Genomic DNA, 16942 nt, shown 5'->3' with positions numbered 1-16942 from the left:
CCTTCACGTGGGGGGTGGCTGGGAGCGCTCCCATGAGCAGCCTTTCGAGAGAAGCAGTGAAACGGTTCAACGTCAAGTGATCCGACAGAGACGGGAGTTGAGGCGGTCAGGTGACGGCCTGCGCTACGGCGTACCGCTGGGTGGCGGGTGCCCGGGGAGCTTCCGTCGGGTGAATCCGGGCCGCGTCGGTGCCCGGGAGCCCGCCCGCGCGGAACCCTCACAGGGTGAACGGTGGTACGCGTGCTCCCCAGACCCCCGCCCCGCCGCGCGAAGGAGGACTGTCCCGGCTGCTCCGGCGAGCCGTGCTCGACGGGCTCGGCGTCCGCCGCGCGCTGCACCGCCGCCGCCTGATGCGGCAGGGCTACGACCGGACCAGGATCTGGCGGGTCCGCAAGAGCGGCGGGTACGTGGCGCTGCTGGTCCTGACGTTCCTCGGCGCGCTGCTGCTGCTGTTCCTGGTCGTCACGGCCGTGATCACCCTGCCGCAGGAGAAGAGCTTCCAATCACCCGTCAGATGGGTCGATCAACAGTGCCAGGGGGATGACGGGTTCAGCTGCACCGTCCTCCAGTCCCTCTTCATGCCGTTCCTCACCCTCGCGCTGGCCACCGTCGCCTACCTGTTCTTCCGGTTCAGCCATGTGCGCCGGGCCTACCTGAGGAAGGCCCGCCTGGACCCCCACGAACTCGTGGAGACGGCGGGCGGCATCTTCGGCCGGGTGGTCGGCCGCGACCAGCTCTGCTCCGTCCTCATGGAGGACCTGCGCGACCGCCGCTTCCGCCGGACGCACGTTGTCGTCGGCGGCATCGGCACCGGCAAGACGGCACTGGTCGTGCTGCTGACCCAGCGGCTCGCCGAGCGCGGGGCGGTGCCCGTGCCGCTGCGGCTTCGCGCAGCCGAGCAGGACCTGGACTTCCGCGAGCTGGCCTTCAAACGCTTCTGCCGGGAGGTGCAGGGCCAGATCCGCTCCGCCGCCGAGGCGGAGAAGGTGTGGCGGCGGCTCTGCCAGCAGGGGCGGATCGTGGTGCTCGCCGACGGACTGGAGGAGGCGCTGACCGCCGAGGGCCTGACGGAGGAGCGCGACACCATCATCCGGCTGGCCATCCGCCGCGCCAACGAGGAGGGACTGCCGCTGATCATCACCTCCCGGCCGCACGACTCGCTGCGCGGCATGGAGGCCTCCCTCACCGAACTGGAACCGCTCAGCGAGGAGGCGGCCCTCACCTACATCTCCTCCGGGGGCGCCGGGGAGGACCGGCAACGACTGGACTGGATCGTCGAACGGGCCGGCATCGCGGAGGCCCCCACCTATCTGGAGATCGCCGCCGAACTGCACGAACAGGGACTGCTGGAGCGCGCCCTGGCCGGCTCCGCGGACGAGGAGGCCGTGGAGACGCGGGGCGGCGACCGGGCGTCCCTGCGGTTCCACCTGTTCGAGACCTGGCTCAGCGCCCTCATCAGCGGCCGCTTCCGGCCCGACCTGCCGCTCTCCGCGGAGGACCGCCGCTCCACCGTCCACTACCTGTCCGCGCTGGCCTGCGTGGGCCTCGCCCTCGACACCTCCGAGGTGCGGTTCGCGGACGTCGTCGACGAACAGGACCCGGCCCGCTCCCGCTTCCCCGAGATCGTCCGGGAACTGGCCCGCAGGGTCGGCGACAGCGGCATCGACCTCAGGCTCGCCGCACACTGGGGCGCCCGGATGGAGCTGGTCGAACTCGGCGGCGACCGCGTCCGCTTCCAGCACAGCGTCATCCAGGCCCAACTGGGCGCCCGCTTCCTGAACGCGGTGATCCACCCGGACGTCCCGGCCCAGCCGACGGAGGGCCGCTACTTCCCGGCGGCACTGCAGAGTCCTGGCCGGGAACTGCTGATCGCCATGGTGCTGCACTCCCGGCTCCCGGACGGCGCGTGCGTCCACGAGGAGCCGGGCGCCACCGGCCCGGACGGCACGCGATGGTGCCCGGTCAGCGCCGCCCGGGACCTGTTGATGGAGGCCGCCTGCCAGGCGCAGACGGTCCGGAACACCTGCCCCGACAACAACGACAAGCAGGAGACCCGCCCCCTCTTCGGCCGCACCCTGCACAGCAAGGCCCTGGAGCTCTACGCCGCCGCCCTGGAGATCGACAGCGTCGACGCCCAGCCGGAGCAGCACCTCATCGCCATGCGGCTGTGCACGGCCTGGCCGGACCTGCGGGCCCGCGACCCGCACACCCTGCGCACCGCGAAGGCCCTGCTCGTGAGCCGCTTCGGCGAGGCCATGCGCTCGGTCGCCCAGCGGCAGACCCTGCGCCCCGCCTACCTCGAACTGTTCGAGATCGCCCGCCTGGAGCCCTCGTACCCGGTCCGGCTGGCCATCGCCCAGGAGATCGGCGCCGGGGGCGACCTGGCCTTCGCCGCGCTCCAGCCCCGGCTGCGCGGGCCGCAGGTCGTCGAGGGCCAGCGCGTCGAGCGGGAGCCCGACTGGCGGGAGAAACTGTGGGGCGGACAGCAGCCCGAACTGGTGGGGGAGCGGGAGACCAGGCAGCGCCGGCGCGGCGAAGGACAGGTCGCCCGGCTCAAGCGGGAGCTGAAGGAGCGTGAGGAACAGCGGCGTCAGGAGCGCCGGCGGGAGCGCGAGGACCGTGAGGCCGAGGAACGGCAGTGGCGGGACAACACCCTGTGCGCCTGGCTGATCCCCCTGCTCGTCGGCTCCGTCACCACCCACCGGCACCAGGACACGCCGTACGCCTTCCTGGAGAGCTGGGTGCGGCGCGTGGGCATCCCCGAGGACAGCCCCGACGCGCACGCGGGACTCGACCTCAACGTGGAGGTCGCGCTCGCCCAGGGCTTCAAGTACGCCGCGAACCGCCGGCACCGGCACCCGCACGCCCGGCCCGAGGCCCGCGAGTACCTGAGCGAGCAGGCCTGGGACATGCTCAAGCGCACCCGGTTCTGGTTCACCCGCCTCACCCTGCTGCACGCGCTGACCCTGTGGGATCTGCCCGACGGCGCCACGGCCGGGTTCCCCTCCCGGGGCCACGGCTCCGACCCCGCGCAGCAGGTCCGCCAGTGGCTCGCCCGGCCCGACGGCGAACCCGAGCACCCGTTCGTCACCGCGGCCGGGAAACTGTGTGCCTGGGCCCTGGAGACCCGGCAGCCCGAACGGTTCCTGTGGATCGACGAATCGGGCGTCGCCGCCCACGTCGGCTCCCAGACCTCCCGGGGCGAGGCACGCAAGCACAACCTGTGGATCCCGCCGTCCACGGGCTGGAGCGCCCTGCACCCGAGCGCGCAGCAACTCCTCGCCGACGTCCTGCTGCTGCTGAACCTGGCCGAACGGGGCGACTGGCCCACCGACCGCATCCGACGCCTCCAGCACACCGCCCGGCCCGACCTGCCGCCCTGCCTCACCCTGGACCGTACGCCCCTCGACCCCGGCCGCACCGCCGTCCGCACGGCCTCCTCCCAGGCGGGCTCCAACTGCCGCGACGACTGCGCCTTCGAACTGTGCCCCTACCCGCCCAGGGGCCTCGACGGCCAGCGCGTGGAACTGGGCGAGGCCTTCTGCCGCGCCCAGTCCACCCTCCTGTCCCGCTCCCGCTCCCCCCTGAGCCCCAAGGCCTCCTGGCAACGCCGCACCCACCTCGGCGAGCTGCGGAGATTCTGGGAGGCGATGGGGCACCGGGCTCAGCACAATTCCAGGACGCGGTGAGTCAGGGCCGCGGCCGGGGGAACGTCTTCAGCGCCTCGGCAAGACCCCCCGCGTCCGTGCCGATCTTGCGGTACACGGAGGAGAGCAAGTGCCGCACACCCTGCTCGGTCAGGTGCAGTTCCTTCGCGACCACCGCCACGGGATGGCCCTGCGCCGCCCTCTCGGCCGCCTTGCGCTCCTGGGCGGTGAGCGTGTCCGTCTGCGGGTAGCGCAGGGGCAGCGGCCGCAGACCGGCGGCGGACAGTTCCCGCCGGGCCCGGGCCGCCAGCCCCTCCGCACCGCAGTGCACCGCGCCTTCCAGGCCCTGGTACAAGCGGTCGGCGGCGTCGTGCAGCCGGCCGTTGCGGGCCAGCGCGGCACCGTGGCCGACCAGGGCGCGGGCCAGTTCGTACGCCGCCGGTGACCGCTGCAGATGGTCGACGGCCTCCGTGTGCAGATCGAGAGCCGCCTCGCCGCCCGTCACCTCCGCCTGGGCGTGCAGCGCCTGGCCGATCACCGATGCCGCGCCGAAGTCCCGGGCCCGCTTCACGGCGTCCTGCGCGTGGCGCACGGCCCGGTCGGGAGCGCTGCGGGACAGTGCGGAGGCCAGGCCCAACTGCCAGGTGCACCAGGCCGGATTGCGCCACTCCCGGCTCTCCAGCCACTCACCGACCTCCGACAGCAGGTCAGCGGCCTCGTCGGACCGGCCCTCCGCCAGGAGCAGCTCGGCGTACACGGTGCGCGGGTCGGGATAGATCACGGCGTTCGGGATGACGTCCCCGTAGCCGTACTTGTCGGCGAGCCGGCGGGCCGCCAGGGGGCGACCGCGGGCCAGCAGGGTCTGGATCAGGATGCCCACGGCGAACCACTGCGCGGGTACCGCGCCCTCCACCCGGTCGGCGATGCTCAGGCCCTCCCGCACCAGGCTCTCCGCCTCGGCCAGGCAGCCACGGCGGTACCGGATGTACCCGGAGAGCGTCTGCCCCAGAGCCAGATGCGAACCGCGCCAGCCCTTCGACTCGCACTCCGCCATGCCCCGCGCGAACAGTTCCTCGGACCGCCGCGGCTGGTCGCAGTACATGAACACCAGGGCGACCGACACGGGCACCTCGAAACCCTGGTTCTCGTGGGTCCAGCTCAGTCCGCCGCGCAGCGCCTCCTCGGCGTACGCGAGGGCCTTCTCCCGGGGCTCGCCGCACATCATGGCGTCCCAGGCCCGGATCCCGAGGATGTAACGCTCCTCCAGACCACGGCCGGGCAGACGGTCGGCCAGCCGGGCGAGCGCCCGCGAACGGCCGGCCGAGTCCGGCTCGTCGGTGCGGAACGCGCTCCAGCTGAAGTGGTCGGCCTGGAGCCGCAGCCGGATCCTGGGGTGGGCGGTCCGCTGTGCCTCCTCGGCCGCCACCGTCGCGGCCTCCGCCATCCGGTCGGTGTGGGCCAGCGCCTGGGCCAGCCGGTACACCATCGAGGCGCGCAGCTCGGGTTCGATGCCGGGCTCGGCCAGCGCCTCGCGCAGATGGACGACGGTGGCCGTGGGCTTGATGAGGAAGGTCGCGGAGGCCAGTTCGTGGAGCAGCACGGCGCGTTCCTCCGGCAGCGGCGGCTCCTGCAGGGCCCTGGTCAGCAGACGCCGGGCCGCTTCCGGGGCACCGGAGTGCAGTGCCTCACGGGCGGCCTCCCGCAGACAGGCGACGGCCTCGGCGTTGCCCTCGCAGGGGACCTCCAGCAGATGCCGGGCCGCGGCGGCGGGGCCGAGCCCGGCGGCCCGCACGGCCTCCGCGGCCGAGTTGTGCATCCCTTCCCGCAGGCTGGGCGTGATGGACCGGTAGATCGTGGTGGCGATCAGCGGGTGGACGAACTCCAGGCTGTCCCGGGCCCCGTCGCCGTCGGCCAGGATCCGGGCGGCCCGCAGCTTCTCCGTCGCCTCGGCCGCGGCCGTGCTGCCGATCGCCGCGATCGTGGACGCCAGTTCCGGCGAGATGGCCTGACCGAGGACGGCCGCCGCGTAGGCGAAACGGACCGTGGTCGTGCCGAGTTTCTGCAGACGCTCGATCAGCCCGGGCCCCTTCACCGCGGCGGCCAGGTCACGCATGGCGGGCAGGTCCTCGCTGGTGCCCTTCAGCTTGCGCTCGCCGAGCCTGATGGCGAGTTCGACGGCCTCGAACGGGCTCCCTCCGGTGACCGCCCGGCATTCCTCGCAGAACGCGTCCTCGGCCTCCTCGCCCACCTCGTCCCGGATGATCCGTGCGACGGCCTCGGTGCTGAGCGGCGCCAGGGTGAAGGGACGGCTCCCCAGGTCGGCGGCGGGCGCCTGGAGGGAGGCCGCCTCGCGCGGCAGCTCGTCGGGCCGGTACGCCACGACGATCAGCATCGACAGGTCCACGGCCCGGGGCGCGAAGGAGGCGAGCCAGCTCAACGACTGGACGTCCGCCCAGTGCAGGTCGTCCAGGAGCAGGACCACCGGCGCCTTCTTCACCGCGAGGCGCGTCATCACCCAGTCGAGACCGTCACGAACCCCGGTCGGGTCCGGCACATGGCCGCTCGGCGTCGCGACCAGACCCAGCGCGGCGGCGACGATGTCGTACCAGCCGCCCAGGAACGCACGCAGTTGGGTCTCGTCCAGCGGTGCCAGAGCGGGCTGGACGAGCTGGCGCACCACGTGGAGCGCCAGTTCCTGTTCCTTCTCGCCGCCCCGGCCCGACAGCACGGTGAACCCCTCCGACGTGGCGCGGGCCCGGGCCTCGGTCAGCAGGGCGGTCTTGCCCATGCCGGCCGGACCGGTGAAGGCGAGCAGCCCGCCGCGCGGCGCCTGGGGCACGCCGTCGACGGTGTCACGCAGGCGGGCCAGGGCCGAGTCGAGTGCCCGGAGCTCCTTGCGACGCTCGAGCAACGGCCTGGACTCGGGCGTGGGTTGCCGCAGCTCATTCGCCATGTGCCGTACCGCTTCCTGTCGTCGGCCATCGGGAGGCAGCGCGAGCGTACGCCTCCCGACAGGTGCCTTGACCGGATTCTGGGACGGGCACGACAAAGAAGGGTGAATGACCTGCTATTGCGGTGTGGAGCGCGGATCCGGCGGGTACCGTGGCTCGAATGGGCGCCGTCAGCCCGGTCTGAGGCCGGGATCGCCGGTACCCCTCACCGCAGGGCCGGGGCCCTCCCCGCGTCCGCGTAGCGCGGCACGGTGCGGGACCAGTAGTAGCAGCCGCGGATCCAGCCGGCCATGCCTTCCACATAGCCGACGCCCGAAGGGCTCAACTCCGGTTTGATCTCGTCGAAGAGCCTCTCGAACTCGCGGATCGTGTGGTTGATCTGCCGGATGGCCAGGGTGACGGCGACCGGCAGGGGGCACTGGTGGGCCCGCTGGTAGGCGAGGGCCAGGTTGATCATTTCGCCGGACCGCTGCTCCTTGACGGCGGAGAAGAGGTCGGGGATCCACACCGCCGCGTCGGCCGACAGCCGGCTCAGGCGCCGCATGAGCGGATGATGGAGCTCCGCGGAGGTCAACTCGTGGGGCTGCGCGGCCTCGCACAGCGGGTAGAAGGGCTCGACGCCCGCGGTGAGGGAGCGTATCGACGTGCAGAGCCCGGACCGTATGGGCGAGGGGTGGGTCTGCGCCACCGATTCGTACAGCAGCCCGTGCACGTACTCACGGCTCTTCCACGCCCAGCGCGCGGCCTGTGCGGGCGTACACCGTTCGCGGATCTGCCGGTAGAGGTCGGACAGGGCCGCTCCCAGCGGGGTGCTGGGGAGCGCGCCGTCCCGCAGGATCGCGATGCTCTCGCACAGCATGGGCAGCAACTGGCCCGGCCGGTGCCGGCCGACCTCCTCGGCACGGTCGTCGAACACGAATTGGTAAGCGATCTGATGGGCGACGAGCTGGAGTATCTCCGCATCGGCGTCCGGGCTGTTGTAGGACGCGAGTTCGGCGGGGCGCGTGTGGGCGATCATCGCCGGCACCCCGGGTTCGTCGCTCAGGCCGGTCGTGCGCAGCCAGGTGTCGACGCCCGCGGCGGCCGCGGCCTCGTGGGGATTGCGCCGGAACGGGAAGGGCATGTGGAGACGAGCGTCGATCAGCTCCACCAGGTTGGATGCCGGAATTCCGCTCTGCGTGATGGTCGCGATTTCCTCATGCGTGGTGGACACCGTTGTCACCGTCCCTTCCGGCTTTCTCCGCTCCGGACGCGCCGGCCGCGGCTTCGGGTACCTGGGCGACGGCACGCGGCACCGCGCCGTCCGGTGCGTCCGCTCGTCGTGCGCAGATCATCGTCAGGGACCGGGGTCCCAGGGTCGCTCCGGGGCGCAGGGGTGCGATGCGCCCGGAGGGGTGACGCAGCCGCCAGCGGCCGGCGATGGTCGCGAGGGCCACCGTCATCTCGGCCAGGGAGAACAGGTCACCGATGCACTTGCGGCTGCCCGCCGCGAACGGGATCAACGCCCCGTTCGGACCGGTGGCGGCCTCGCCCTCCAGCCAGCGCTCGGGCCGGAACCGGTCGGGCTCGGGGAACGACGCCGGGTCGTGGTGCAGGAGGTACGGGCTGTACAGGACGGTGGCTCCCCGCGGCAGCCGGCGTCCGGCGAACTCCGTCTCCCGGGTCGTGACCCGCGTGAAGAGCCAGCCGGGCGGGGAGTGGCGCAGCGTCTCGGTGATGACGGAGCGCGTGTAGACCAGGCGGGGCAGGTCGTCGACGTCCGGCGACCGGCCCGCGAGGACGGTGTCGACCTCCGCGTGCAGCCGCCGCTCGACCTCCGGGTGCCGGGCCAGGAGGCTGAAGGTGGAGGCCAGGCACATCGAGGGGCTCTCGGAACCGGTGAGCAGGAGCGACACGAGCTGGTCGTGGATCTCTCGGTCGGTGACCGGGGGCTCGCCGCCCTCGGTGTCCGAGGCCGCCAGCAGGAGCCCCAGCAGATCGTCGCGGGGCGTGCCCCGCCGGCGCTCGGCGATCGCGGCGTCGATGAGCTCGCGAACCCGCTCCACCGCACGCCGGTAGCGGCGGTTCGCCGGGGTGGGAAGCCGGAACAGGGCGTCGACCGGCACGATCGTGCGCACGAACAGGCCGCGGACGATGGCGGCGAGGCAGTGCCGCACCTCGTCGGTCGCGGCGGGGCCGAGCGAGTCGGACAGCAGGACACGGCTGATCAGCCGGGTCGTCAGCCCCAGCATGGCCGCACTGACGTCGACCTGCTGGCCGTCACGCCACTCACGGCACAGGGACGCCGCCTCCTCGGCCATCAGGCCCGTGTGCCCGGAGACGGTGGAGGGGCGGAAGGTGGGTTGCAGCAGCCTGCGCTGACGCCGGTGCTCCGCGTGCGGGCAGGTGACGACGCCGTCGCCCATCAGCGCCCGGAGCCTCTCGTACTGCGGTCCGCCCTTGTCGAACGTGCGGGAGTCCCTGAGCATGCGGTGGACCAGCTCGGGGTGACACACCATCCAGGCGCGCTGGGGGCCGAGGCGTATCTCGACCAGATCGCCCTGCGCGGGCAGGGATTTCAGAAACTCGAGCGGCCGACGGAACAAGGCGATACCGTGGCCGACGGATGGGAATATGCCTGGAGCAGTACCAACGGTCCATTGCTGTTCCGTTTCGTGAACGCGGCCGTTCATCGAATACCACCTGCCTCAGTCGACCAGGGAATACGGTGATTTTTCACCGACGTGGCACCTGCACCATGTCCTGCCCAGTCCAAGCCGGCCGCTGACGTGACGAACCCTTTCTCCAGGGGGGCGCACGGGTGCACGGGGAAGCGCTGGGTGAATCACCTCCGGTGCACGCAAGGCGGCAGACGGCTTTCTTCCGCCACTCCGGCTCCTTCGGTTCTCCTTACATATTTTCCGTATACACGGATCCGGAGCCGCGAAGACCGGGTGGAGTCGGCCGTCGCCCGCGGCCGACTCCACCCGGTCCGTGGTCAGGGGCGGTGGTAACTCTCCGGCGGCGCCAGATAAGAGGCCGCCAGGCCGCCCGTGTCGATCACGATCTGGTCGAGCACCATCGCCGCGTCCACCATGAACACCCGCAGCACGTGCTCACCCGGCCTGGACACCGTCACCCGGGTCGTCAGCTTCTCGACGCCCTCCTCCACGTTGCGGGCCCAGGCGTCCCCGCGGTTGCCGGTGGCGATCGCCTGGCCCGACAGGACCGACGGCGGCTGGTCGTCGAGGGCGACCGCCAGCCGCCGTGCGCCCCGCTCGTCGAGGGAGGGCAGCCGGAAGACCGTCACCGGGAAGGTGCCGGTCGTGGTGAAGCGCACCCGGTAGCGCAGTTCCGGTGACCGGGTGGCGACGTCGTCCGTGATCGCCGGAGCGGTCGTCGGGACCGCCTCGACGGCGGCCGTCCGGCGGCCCAGCCCGCGGACGACCCGCCAGTGTGCTCCGCCGCGGGCCACCCGGCTCTCGAAGTGCGCCGCGTCGATCGAGACGTGGCCGTGGGCCTCGACGAAGCCGCGGACCCGCCGCCGGGCCCGCTCCCCGTCGTTGACCACCCGCAGCGGCACCTCCAGGGTCGTGCCGGCGCCGGTGAAGGCCAGCTTCGGGTGGTGCGTGCCTTCCGGGACCCGGGCCCAGTCGACCTCGACCCACACCCTTGTCTGGTCGGTGAGTTCACCGCCCGCGGTGCTCAGCCGCAGCCACGGGTGGCTCGGCTCGGCCCGCCATGCCAGGGGGAGGAAGCCGGTGTTGAAGACGTCCACGAAGCGGCGGTCGCGGGTGTAGGAGGAGAAGGACAGGGGGCGCTCGGCGCCCGTCTCGTTGCCCTCGGAGGCCAGGCCCAGGCCCGAGGTCTCCTGCCGGGGCACCCGCGTGACGGAGGGGCGGCCCGGGGCCTTCGGGATCTGGGACGGGTAGGGGTTGACGATGCCGTCCCACTTCCCGCCCGCGATCTCGGTGTTGTACCTCCGGGTGATCGCCTGCTCCTCGGCGTGCGCGGCCTCCGCCAGGTCCGCGAAGCGGTTCGTCCCCGCGCCGCGGCCCTGCCGGACGGCGAGCGCGTTGCGGTCCGCCCAGTAGTACTTCAGGTTCATCAAGCAGGCGCCGTGGACCGGGTACTCGACCAGCTCGTAGTAGGCGTCCCGGTAGGCCTCGGGGAGCTTCGCCCCCAGCCGGCGGACCCGTTCCAGCAACTCCTCGTAGGCGGTCATGCGGCGGCCCGCCTCGTCGCCGTGGTGGACCGTCGAGAAGACCGCCCGGTCGATGAACTCCGGGCGCCGCTCGGCCGCCAGGCGGTAGTACTCCGTGCGGATGGCGGCGATCTCCGCACCGTGCCGCCGGCCGAACTGACGCCCGGCCCACTCCACGAGGAAGTCCTCGACGTTCCCCGGGCCCCAGCGGTCCACGTCCCACGCCATGTCCAGGCAGAAGGACAGGCCCGTCTCGATCGACTTGATGTCACCGACGTTGAAGATCCACATCCGGTCGGCCTGGTGGTCGTGGACCCGCCGCAGCTCCTGCCACACCTTGCCCAACTGCGTGGTGTCCAGCCACAGATAGCTCCTGGGGCGGCCCCAGTAGGACAGGTGGTAGTAGATGCCGTTGCCGCCGGCGCGGCGGCGCTCCGCCTCGTTCGGGAGCTGGCGCATGTTGCCGTGGTTGTCGTCCGGCCAGATCAGCGTGACGTCGTCGGGGACCTGGACGCCCGCGTTGTACAGCTCCAGGACCTCCTTGTACGGGATGAAGATCTGCGGCCGGGCCGCTTCGCCCACCTCCTCGGCCAGGATGCGGCGCTGGTCGGCGATGATGTCGTTCATCACCGCGACCTTCTCCGGGATCGTCGTCGCGTACTTCGTCTCCAGCGCGGAGTCGTGCAGGCCCCGCATGCCGATCGTCCAGCTGCTCTCGTAGGAGGCGTTCTCGCGGGCCCGGGCCCGCCAGTAGTCGGAGATGACGGCCGGGTTCACCGTGTAGTCGTAGAGCGGCAGGCTGCCGTCGGGGTTGCGGTGCTCCTCGGCCCACGGCTGCCACTCGTGCACGCCGTTGCGGAGCATGGCCTCGGGGTGGCTGGAGCCGACCACGATGCCGTAGCGCTCGGCCAGTTCGGGGTTCTCGCGGTGCTTGTTGAAGAAGTCGGAGTACGGGTGCATCGCCGGCCAGAGGTAGTTGGCCTTGAGGCGGAGCAGCAGCTCGAAGACCCGCTCGTAGGTCCGGGGGCCGATGTTCTTGTCCGGCTCCTGCGTGCGGTGGGACCACGTGGTCAGGTTCTGCTCGTCGTTGATGAAGATGCCGCGGTAGCGGACGGCGGGTTCGAGGCGCTTGAGGGGGCCGGCCGGGACCGTCACGGTGTCGCGGCGGACGACGGGGACGTCGGCCCACCAGTACCAGGGGGAGACGCCGATGCGCTCCGAGGTGTCGTAGACGCCGTAGACCGTGCCGCGCCGGTCGCTGCCCGCGATGACCAGGGCGCGGTCCACGCCGGGCAGCGGGTGGTCCACGACCTGGGTGACGGACGCCTCCCAGCGGCCCTCGACCCGGGAGACGTCCAGGCGTCCGCGGCGGACGAGCCGCTCGATCACCGGGCTCGCGCCGATCGTCCCCACCAGGACGAGGAGCGCGGCCCGTTCGGGCACGGAGTGGAGCAGCCGTGGCCGTACGCCGCCCACCCGTTCCACGTCCGCCTGGAGGTCGCCGGCCGCGCGGATGACGGCGGGGTCGTCGGCCGCGTCCACGAAGACGTCCACCGCGGTGCCGCCCCGGACCAGGGGGAAGTCGGGGCGGGCCGAGGGAGCGGCTTCGGCGGTGGCGAGGGGGAGCAGGGGAGCGGCGCCCACGGCCGCCATGCCCCGTAAGAACGACTTGCGGCTCACCGAGGGGAGAGACGGTCTCTGCTGCACGGGCACTGCCTTTCCGCGCCGGACCCGCGGCGGTTCCTCGTCCGGGCCGTCGGCGGGGCTGCGCACAGGGGAGTTGGCATGGGCAGGCTAGAAAGCGCTTGCCGAGGCACCCTAGGGGAGGGGGTGCGAGGGCGTCCAGATGTGGGGCGCGGTGCCGTTGTGCGCGCGGCGGTTCGTGGGGGAGCGGTGCCGTTGTGCGCGCGGCGGTTCGTGGGGGAGCGGTGCCGTTGTGCGCGCGGCGGTTCGTGGGGGAGCGGTGCGTTGCGGGGTGGTGGGGTGAGGGGTCGTGGTGCGTTGCGTGGCGGGTGGTCTGCCGGGGGCCTCGGTGCGCCATGTGGGAGGCGGTGTCGGTAAGTTGGGACTTGCCCCCCCATGGAAGGACACCTCCTGTGCGCCCTGAACGACTGCGGTCGGCCCTCACCCTGTTCGCCGCCGCGACCACCCTGGCCGTCGGGACCGCCGCCCCGGCGGCCGCCGCCGTCGAGCGGCCCGCTCCCGCGCCGCACACGGCCGCCGCCGCGCACGGCCTGACCACCGTCACCGAACTGGTCGCGGAGCGGCTGCTGCTGGCCGACAAGGTGGCCGCCGCCAAGTACGGCACGGACACGCCGATCGACGACCCGGTGCGCGAGGCGCAGATCCTGGACGACGTCCGCGCCCGGGCCGCCGGCCTCGGCCTCGACCCGGACGCCGTGGCCGCCGTGTTCCGGGACCAGATCGAGGCGAACAAGCTGGTGCAGCGCGGTCTGTACGCCCGCTGGGACGCGCACCCCGACGAGCGCCCCACCGAGCGGCCCGACCTGGCGAAGGAGGTCCGCCCGGCCCTGGACCGCATCACCACGCAACTGCTGGCCGCGCTGGCGGAGACGGAGCGGGCCCGCGCCCTGCCGTCCTGCGGTCCGCGCCTGGTCATCGCGGCCGGCTGGTCCGCGTACGACCATCGGCTCGACGCCCTGCACTTGAAGGGGCTCGGGCGGGCGCTGCCGTCGGTGTGTGCCGCCGCGTAGCTTCCAGGAGCATGTCGATTCATCGACAGTCTGCGTCTTCATGACACGCGCGTGGATCCTGCCGCTGCTGCTCGTGCTCTGCGGCTCCGCCGTTGCGACCGGGCTGCTCCTCGGCGGGAGCCCGGGCGCAGCGGCCGTATTCCTGCTGGTGTTTGTGCTGCTCGCGGGCGTGAACTCCCGCCTGGTCTTCCCGAAGTCGATCGCTGCGGCGGAGGCACGACGCCGCAGCGCGGTCGACGGCCGGCCCATCGTGTTCTGGCGGCCGGGCTGCAAGTACTGCCTGCGACTGCGCATCCGATTGGGCCGTGGCGCCCGCGCGTTGCACTGGGTCGACATCTGGCGTGACCCGGCCGGAGCCGCAGCGGTGAGGGCGGCCAACGACGGCAATGAGACCGTGCCGACCGTCCTCGTGGCGGGCCGGCCGTACACCAACCCCGAGCCTGACCGGGTGCGCGGACAGCTCTCCTCACCGTGAGCTGCCGGTCGCCAGCCGGACGGCTCACAACTGGTCCCCTATGACGGCTGGTTGCGGAGGATGCCGACCGCCGCCGTCCTTGATGTCCTGCTCGCAGGTTCGTCTGTCGTAGGACTGGTCATCGGGGATCAACAGCACTCCGGCCACCCGCTCGGGGTGCTCGACGTCGAGCCAGTCGTCGCCGGTGAGGTCACCGTCCGGCCCGAACGCTTCGGACGCGTGGACCCTCCGGCACCCCAACGCCACACGCTCCTTGTCGACCGCGCAGGCGTCCACCGCGGGGCCGGAGCTCTCGTCGGCGCCGTCGAAGCGGTAGTGGAAGTGGACCCGGTCGCCCTCGGACGGCACCTGCGGGTGAGGCTCGAGGCGCCAGCCGACGACCTCGGCGGTGACGCCGAGAGGCCGCCCGGACGTGTCCTCGACCCGCACCCTGACACCGGCCTCACCGCGCTCCGCGGTCGTGTCGGTGCAGGCCCAGGGGGAGGAGCAGCCGGACAGGGCGAGAACCGCCAGAACCGACGGGGCGCCGGCCAGTAGCCGTGGGCGTAACACTCAGGTGACCTCCGGTCAGGGTGGAGCGGAGGAGTTTATCCCGTCTCGGCGTCGCTCACTGCCCGTTCCCGGCCAGCAGTTGGGTGCGGAGGGTGTCGTATGCCCACCGCTCCCACTTGGGCGGTGGCCATGCGCGGTCGCGGGTCAGGATGAGGAAGAGCTCCGGACTGAGCACCGCGTAGAGGATGTCCGCCGCCTCGTCGGCGGAGACGGTGGCGCGGGCGCCCGGTTTCTCCGTCAGGGACTTCGCCGCCGTCGAGAGGACCGTGTACCGGGGGTCCGCCCGGTCCGGCCAGAGCTCCCGGATCTCCGGGTTGGTCGCGGCCGCGGCGCGGACCATCTCGGTGATGGCCGCGACGCGTTCGAGTGTCCCGCGGGTGGCGCCCACCAGGGCCGTCAAGGCCGACTCGGCGGTGGGCGCGGACAGGATCTCCGCGAACCAGGGGCGGTCCATCGTCGGCACGGGTTCGTCGTCGCCCGCGATGGCGACATCGACGAGTTCCTTGAGCAGCGAGGGCTTGTTCCGGAACACGAAGTAGATCGTCTGCACCGCCACGCCCGCCCGGTCGGCGATCTCCTGCAGTTTGGTCGCCCCGTAGCCCTGCTCGACGAAGAGCGCACCGGCCGCTTCGATGATCCGCCGCCGCGTCTCCAGTGCCCTGCGGCTCTGCTTGCCCTTGCCCTCGACCATGGTTGGAGCTTATATCTAGAGTTCAGCTCTAGAGTTCAACTCTAGTGAGGGGGAGGGAGAGCTGTGCACTCCATCGCGAACCGTCAGCAGGCAGAGGCATGGAACGACTGGGAGGGCGTCCACTGGGCCGAACACCCGGAGTGGTACAACGCGATGCTGGACGCGTTCAACGCGCCCCTGTTCGCCGCCGCGGGGATCGGCACCGCGGACCGGGTCCTGGACGTCGGCTGCGGCACCGGCCGGACGACGCGCATGGCCGCGCGGCAGGCGTACGACGGGAACGTCGTGGGCATCGACCTGTCCGCGCCGATGCTGGACCGTGCCCGCCGCGACGCCGTCTCGGAAGGTCTCGGCAATGTCAGCTTCGAACAGGGGGACGCCCAGGTGCACCCCTTCCCGCGCAGCGGGTTCGACGTCGTCCTCAGCCGCGGCGGTGTGATGTTCTTCGCCGACCCCGTCGCGGCCTTCACGCAGCTCCGGAACGCGCTGGTGCCGACCGGGCGGCTCGCCTTCCTCGGCCCCCGGCCCGAGGGCCCGGAGAGCGCTTACGCACGGGCGACCGCCGCCCTCTCGCCGTACCTGCGCGAGCCGTCCCCCGCTGCCCGGGGCATGATGTCGCTCGTCGACCCCGCGCGTATCCGGCACGTGCTCGCCGCTGCCGGCTTCGCCGACGTCGACGTGACCCTCGCCGAGGCGCCCATGACCTTGGGTGCCGACGCGCGTGACGCCGCCGGCTTCCTCTTCGCCATGGGCCCGACGCGTCACAACCTGCGCGATGTCGACCCGGGCACCGTCGCCCGCGTCCACGCCGAAGTGCGCGAGGCCCTCGCGGAGTTCGAGACCTCCGACGGGGTGCGCGTCCCCGGATCCGTCTGGATCGTCACCGCCTCGCCGGAGCGCCGGTCCTCCGCCGGGTGAGGGACCTCACCGGTCCGGCACGGGGTGCGACCCGGTCGGCAGCGGTGGTTCCGTTTCGATGCGGCGCAGTTCCTCGTCGGTGAGGAGGCGGGAGCGGAGCAGGAAGCGGACGCCTTCCGGGGCTTCCAGGGAGAAGCCGCTGCCGCGCCCGGGGACCACGTCCACGGTGAGGTGGGTGTGCGACCAGTACGTGTACTGGTCGCCGCTCATCCAGAACGGCGTGTCCCCGGCCACGTGTCCCAGCAGGACGTCCGAGGCGCCGACCCGGAACTCGCCGCGCGGGTAGCACATGGGGGCGCTGCCGTCGCAGCAGCCGCCGGACTGGTGGAACATCACCGGCCCGTGCGTGCCGGTCAGCCGCCGCAGCAGTTCCTCGGCGGCGGCCGTCAGTTCGACCCGGGCTGTGCGCGTGGTCATGCGTTGCCTCCTGACTGAACCGGTGTCCCGCCCGGACGAACGTACCTCCTCGCGGAGCGGAACGGACCGGTGCGGGCGGGGCCGGGTGGAACGGACCGGTGCGGGTGGGGTGGGGCGGACGCGGCACGCTGCCGTCGTGCCGTCGGCCTCCACCGCCTCCCGCCAGGTCGCCCGCGGTCGGACAAGTCCCCTTCGGCCACGGTGACCTCGTCATGGCCGCGCACCGGCGTGAACGGTGTGCGGGCCTCCTGCCCGGCGAGCAGGTTGCGGGCGGCGGCCATGCCCTGCTCGGCGGCGTCGGTGCGGTGCTCGATGCGCGTCGGCGTGCCGAACAGCGGGTTGTCCAGCGGGCGGCAGGGCAGTGCCACACGGCACACGCCGAGGAGCCGTACGC

11 protein-coding genes and 1 pseudogene are annotated in these 16942 nt (G+C 72.3%); 4 read left to right on the top strand and 8 right to left on the bottom strand.

Annotated features, from left to right (window positions below):
* The first annotated feature begins 224 nt into the window (after positions 1–224).
* On the top strand, positions 225–3689 hold the full coding sequence (locus tag C1703_RS04220) for an NACHT domain-containing protein (RefSeq protein ID WP_232840409.1): 3465 nt from the start codon (positions 225–227) through the stop codon (positions 3687–3689).
* A 1-nt stretch (position 3690) separates the two neighbouring features.
* On the opposite strand, the gene C1703_RS04215 is transcribed toward C1703_RS04220, so the two are convergent.
* From C1703_RS04215 to C1703_RS04200, 4 genes are all read right to left on the bottom strand, one after another.
* A complete protein-coding gene (locus tag C1703_RS04215; RefSeq protein WP_114250605.1) occupies positions 3691–6600 on the bottom strand; it encodes an AAA family ATPase in 2910 nt (969 codons plus the stop codon).
* A 203-nt stretch (positions 6601–6803) separates the two neighbouring features.
* Positions 6804–7811 carry a (-)-alpha-amorphene synthase gene (locus C1703_RS04210; protein WP_232840408.1) on the bottom strand — a complete coding sequence of 336 codons (1008 nt, stop codon included), beginning with the start codon at positions 7809–7811 and terminating at the stop codon, positions 6804–6806.
* On the bottom strand, positions 7795–9183 hold the full coding sequence (locus C1703_RS04205) for a cytochrome P450 (protein ID WP_232840407.1): 1389 nt from the start codon (positions 9181–9183) through the stop codon (positions 7795–7797). Before C1703_RS04205 ends, C1703_RS04210 begins: the two co-directional genes overlap by 17 nt.
* Before the next feature lie 392 nt (positions 9184–9575).
* Entirely contained in the window at positions 9576–12434 is a 2859-nt protein-coding gene (locus tag C1703_RS04200; RefSeq protein WP_114250602.1) for a glycosyl hydrolase 115 family protein, read from the bottom strand.
* 443 nt (positions 12435–12877) lie between these two features.
* On the opposite strand from C1703_RS04200, the gene C1703_RS04195 reads away from it, so the two are divergent.
* Positions 12878–13495 (top strand): chorismate mutase, encoded by a 618-nt coding sequence (locus tag C1703_RS04195; RefSeq protein WP_114250601.1) that lies wholly within the window; start codon positions 12878–12880, stop codon positions 13493–13495.
* A 40-nt stretch (positions 13496–13535) separates the two neighbouring features.
* On the top strand, positions 13536–13970 hold the full coding sequence (locus C1703_RS04190) for a glutaredoxin domain-containing protein (protein ID WP_114250600.1): 435 nt from the start codon (positions 13536–13538) through the stop codon (positions 13968–13970).
* 24 nt (positions 13971–13994) lie between these two features.
* Here C1703_RS04190 and C1703_RS04185 read toward each other — a convergent pair whose 3' ends face one another.
* Both C1703_RS04185 and C1703_RS04180 read right to left on the bottom strand, forming a co-directional pair.
* Positions 13995–14522, bottom strand: coding sequence for a hypothetical protein (locus C1703_RS04185; protein ID WP_198678084.1), 528 nt, complete (start codon positions 14520–14522; stop codon positions 13995–13997).
* 55 nt (positions 14523–14577) lie between these two features.
* Positions 14578–15213 (bottom strand): TetR/AcrR family transcriptional regulator, encoded by a 636-nt coding sequence (locus tag C1703_RS04180; RefSeq protein WP_114250599.1) that lies wholly within the window; start codon positions 15211–15213, stop codon positions 14578–14580.
* Between the two features lie 63 nt (positions 15214–15276).
* On the opposite strand from C1703_RS04180, the gene C1703_RS04175 reads away from it, so the two are divergent.
* Positions 15277–16131 carry a class I SAM-dependent methyltransferase gene (locus tag C1703_RS04175; RefSeq protein ID WP_114250598.1) on the top strand — a complete coding sequence of 285 codons (855 nt, stop codon included), beginning with the start codon at positions 15277–15279 and terminating at the stop codon, positions 16129–16131.
* A 6-nt stretch (positions 16132–16137) separates the two neighbouring features.
* Here C1703_RS04175 and C1703_RS04170 read toward each other — a convergent pair whose 3' ends face one another.
* Together C1703_RS04170 and C1703_RS39555 are read right to left on the bottom strand one after the other, a co-directional pair.
* Positions 16138–16548: a DUF779 domain-containing protein gene (locus C1703_RS04170; RefSeq protein ID WP_114250597.1), complete on the bottom strand. Its 411-nt coding sequence runs from the start codon at positions 16546–16548 to the stop codon at positions 16138–16140.
* Positions 16549–16721: 173 nt separating this feature from the next.
* Positions 16722–16889: pseudogene (locus C1703_RS39555) on the bottom strand (NAD(P)/FAD-dependent oxidoreductase); the annotation flags it as partial.
* Between the last annotated feature and the right edge of the window lie 53 nt (positions 16890–16942).

It is taken from the genome of Streptomyces sp. Go-475, from assembly GCF_003330845.1.
Classification (GTDB): Bacteria; Actinomycetota; Actinomycetes; order Streptomycetales; family Streptomycetaceae; genus Streptomyces.
This window is presented reverse-complemented; position numbering and strand designations above follow the sequence as displayed.

Excerpts from the sequence above, each read along its gene's own strand:
- C1703_RS04215 (WP_114250605.1), bottom strand. The coding sequence starts at position 6,600 with ATGGCGAATGAGCTGCGGCAACCCACGCCCGAGTCCAGGCCGTTGCTC.
- C1703_RS04200 (WP_114250602.1), bottom strand. The coding sequence starts at position 12,434 with ATGGCGGCCGTGGGCGCCGCTCCCCTGCTCCCCCTCGCCACCGCCGAA.
- C1703_RS04190 (WP_114250600.1), top strand. The coding sequence starts at position 13,536 with ATGACACGCGCGTGGATCCTGCCGCTGCTGCTCGTGCTCTGCGGCTCC.
- C1703_RS04180 (WP_114250599.1), bottom strand. The coding sequence starts at position 15,213 with ATGGTCGAGGGCAAGGGCAAGCAGAGCCGCAGGGCACTGGAGACGCGG.
- C1703_RS04170 (WP_114250597.1), bottom strand. The coding sequence starts at position 16,548 with ATGACCACGCGCACAGCCCGGGTCGAACTGACGGCCGCCGCCGAGGAA.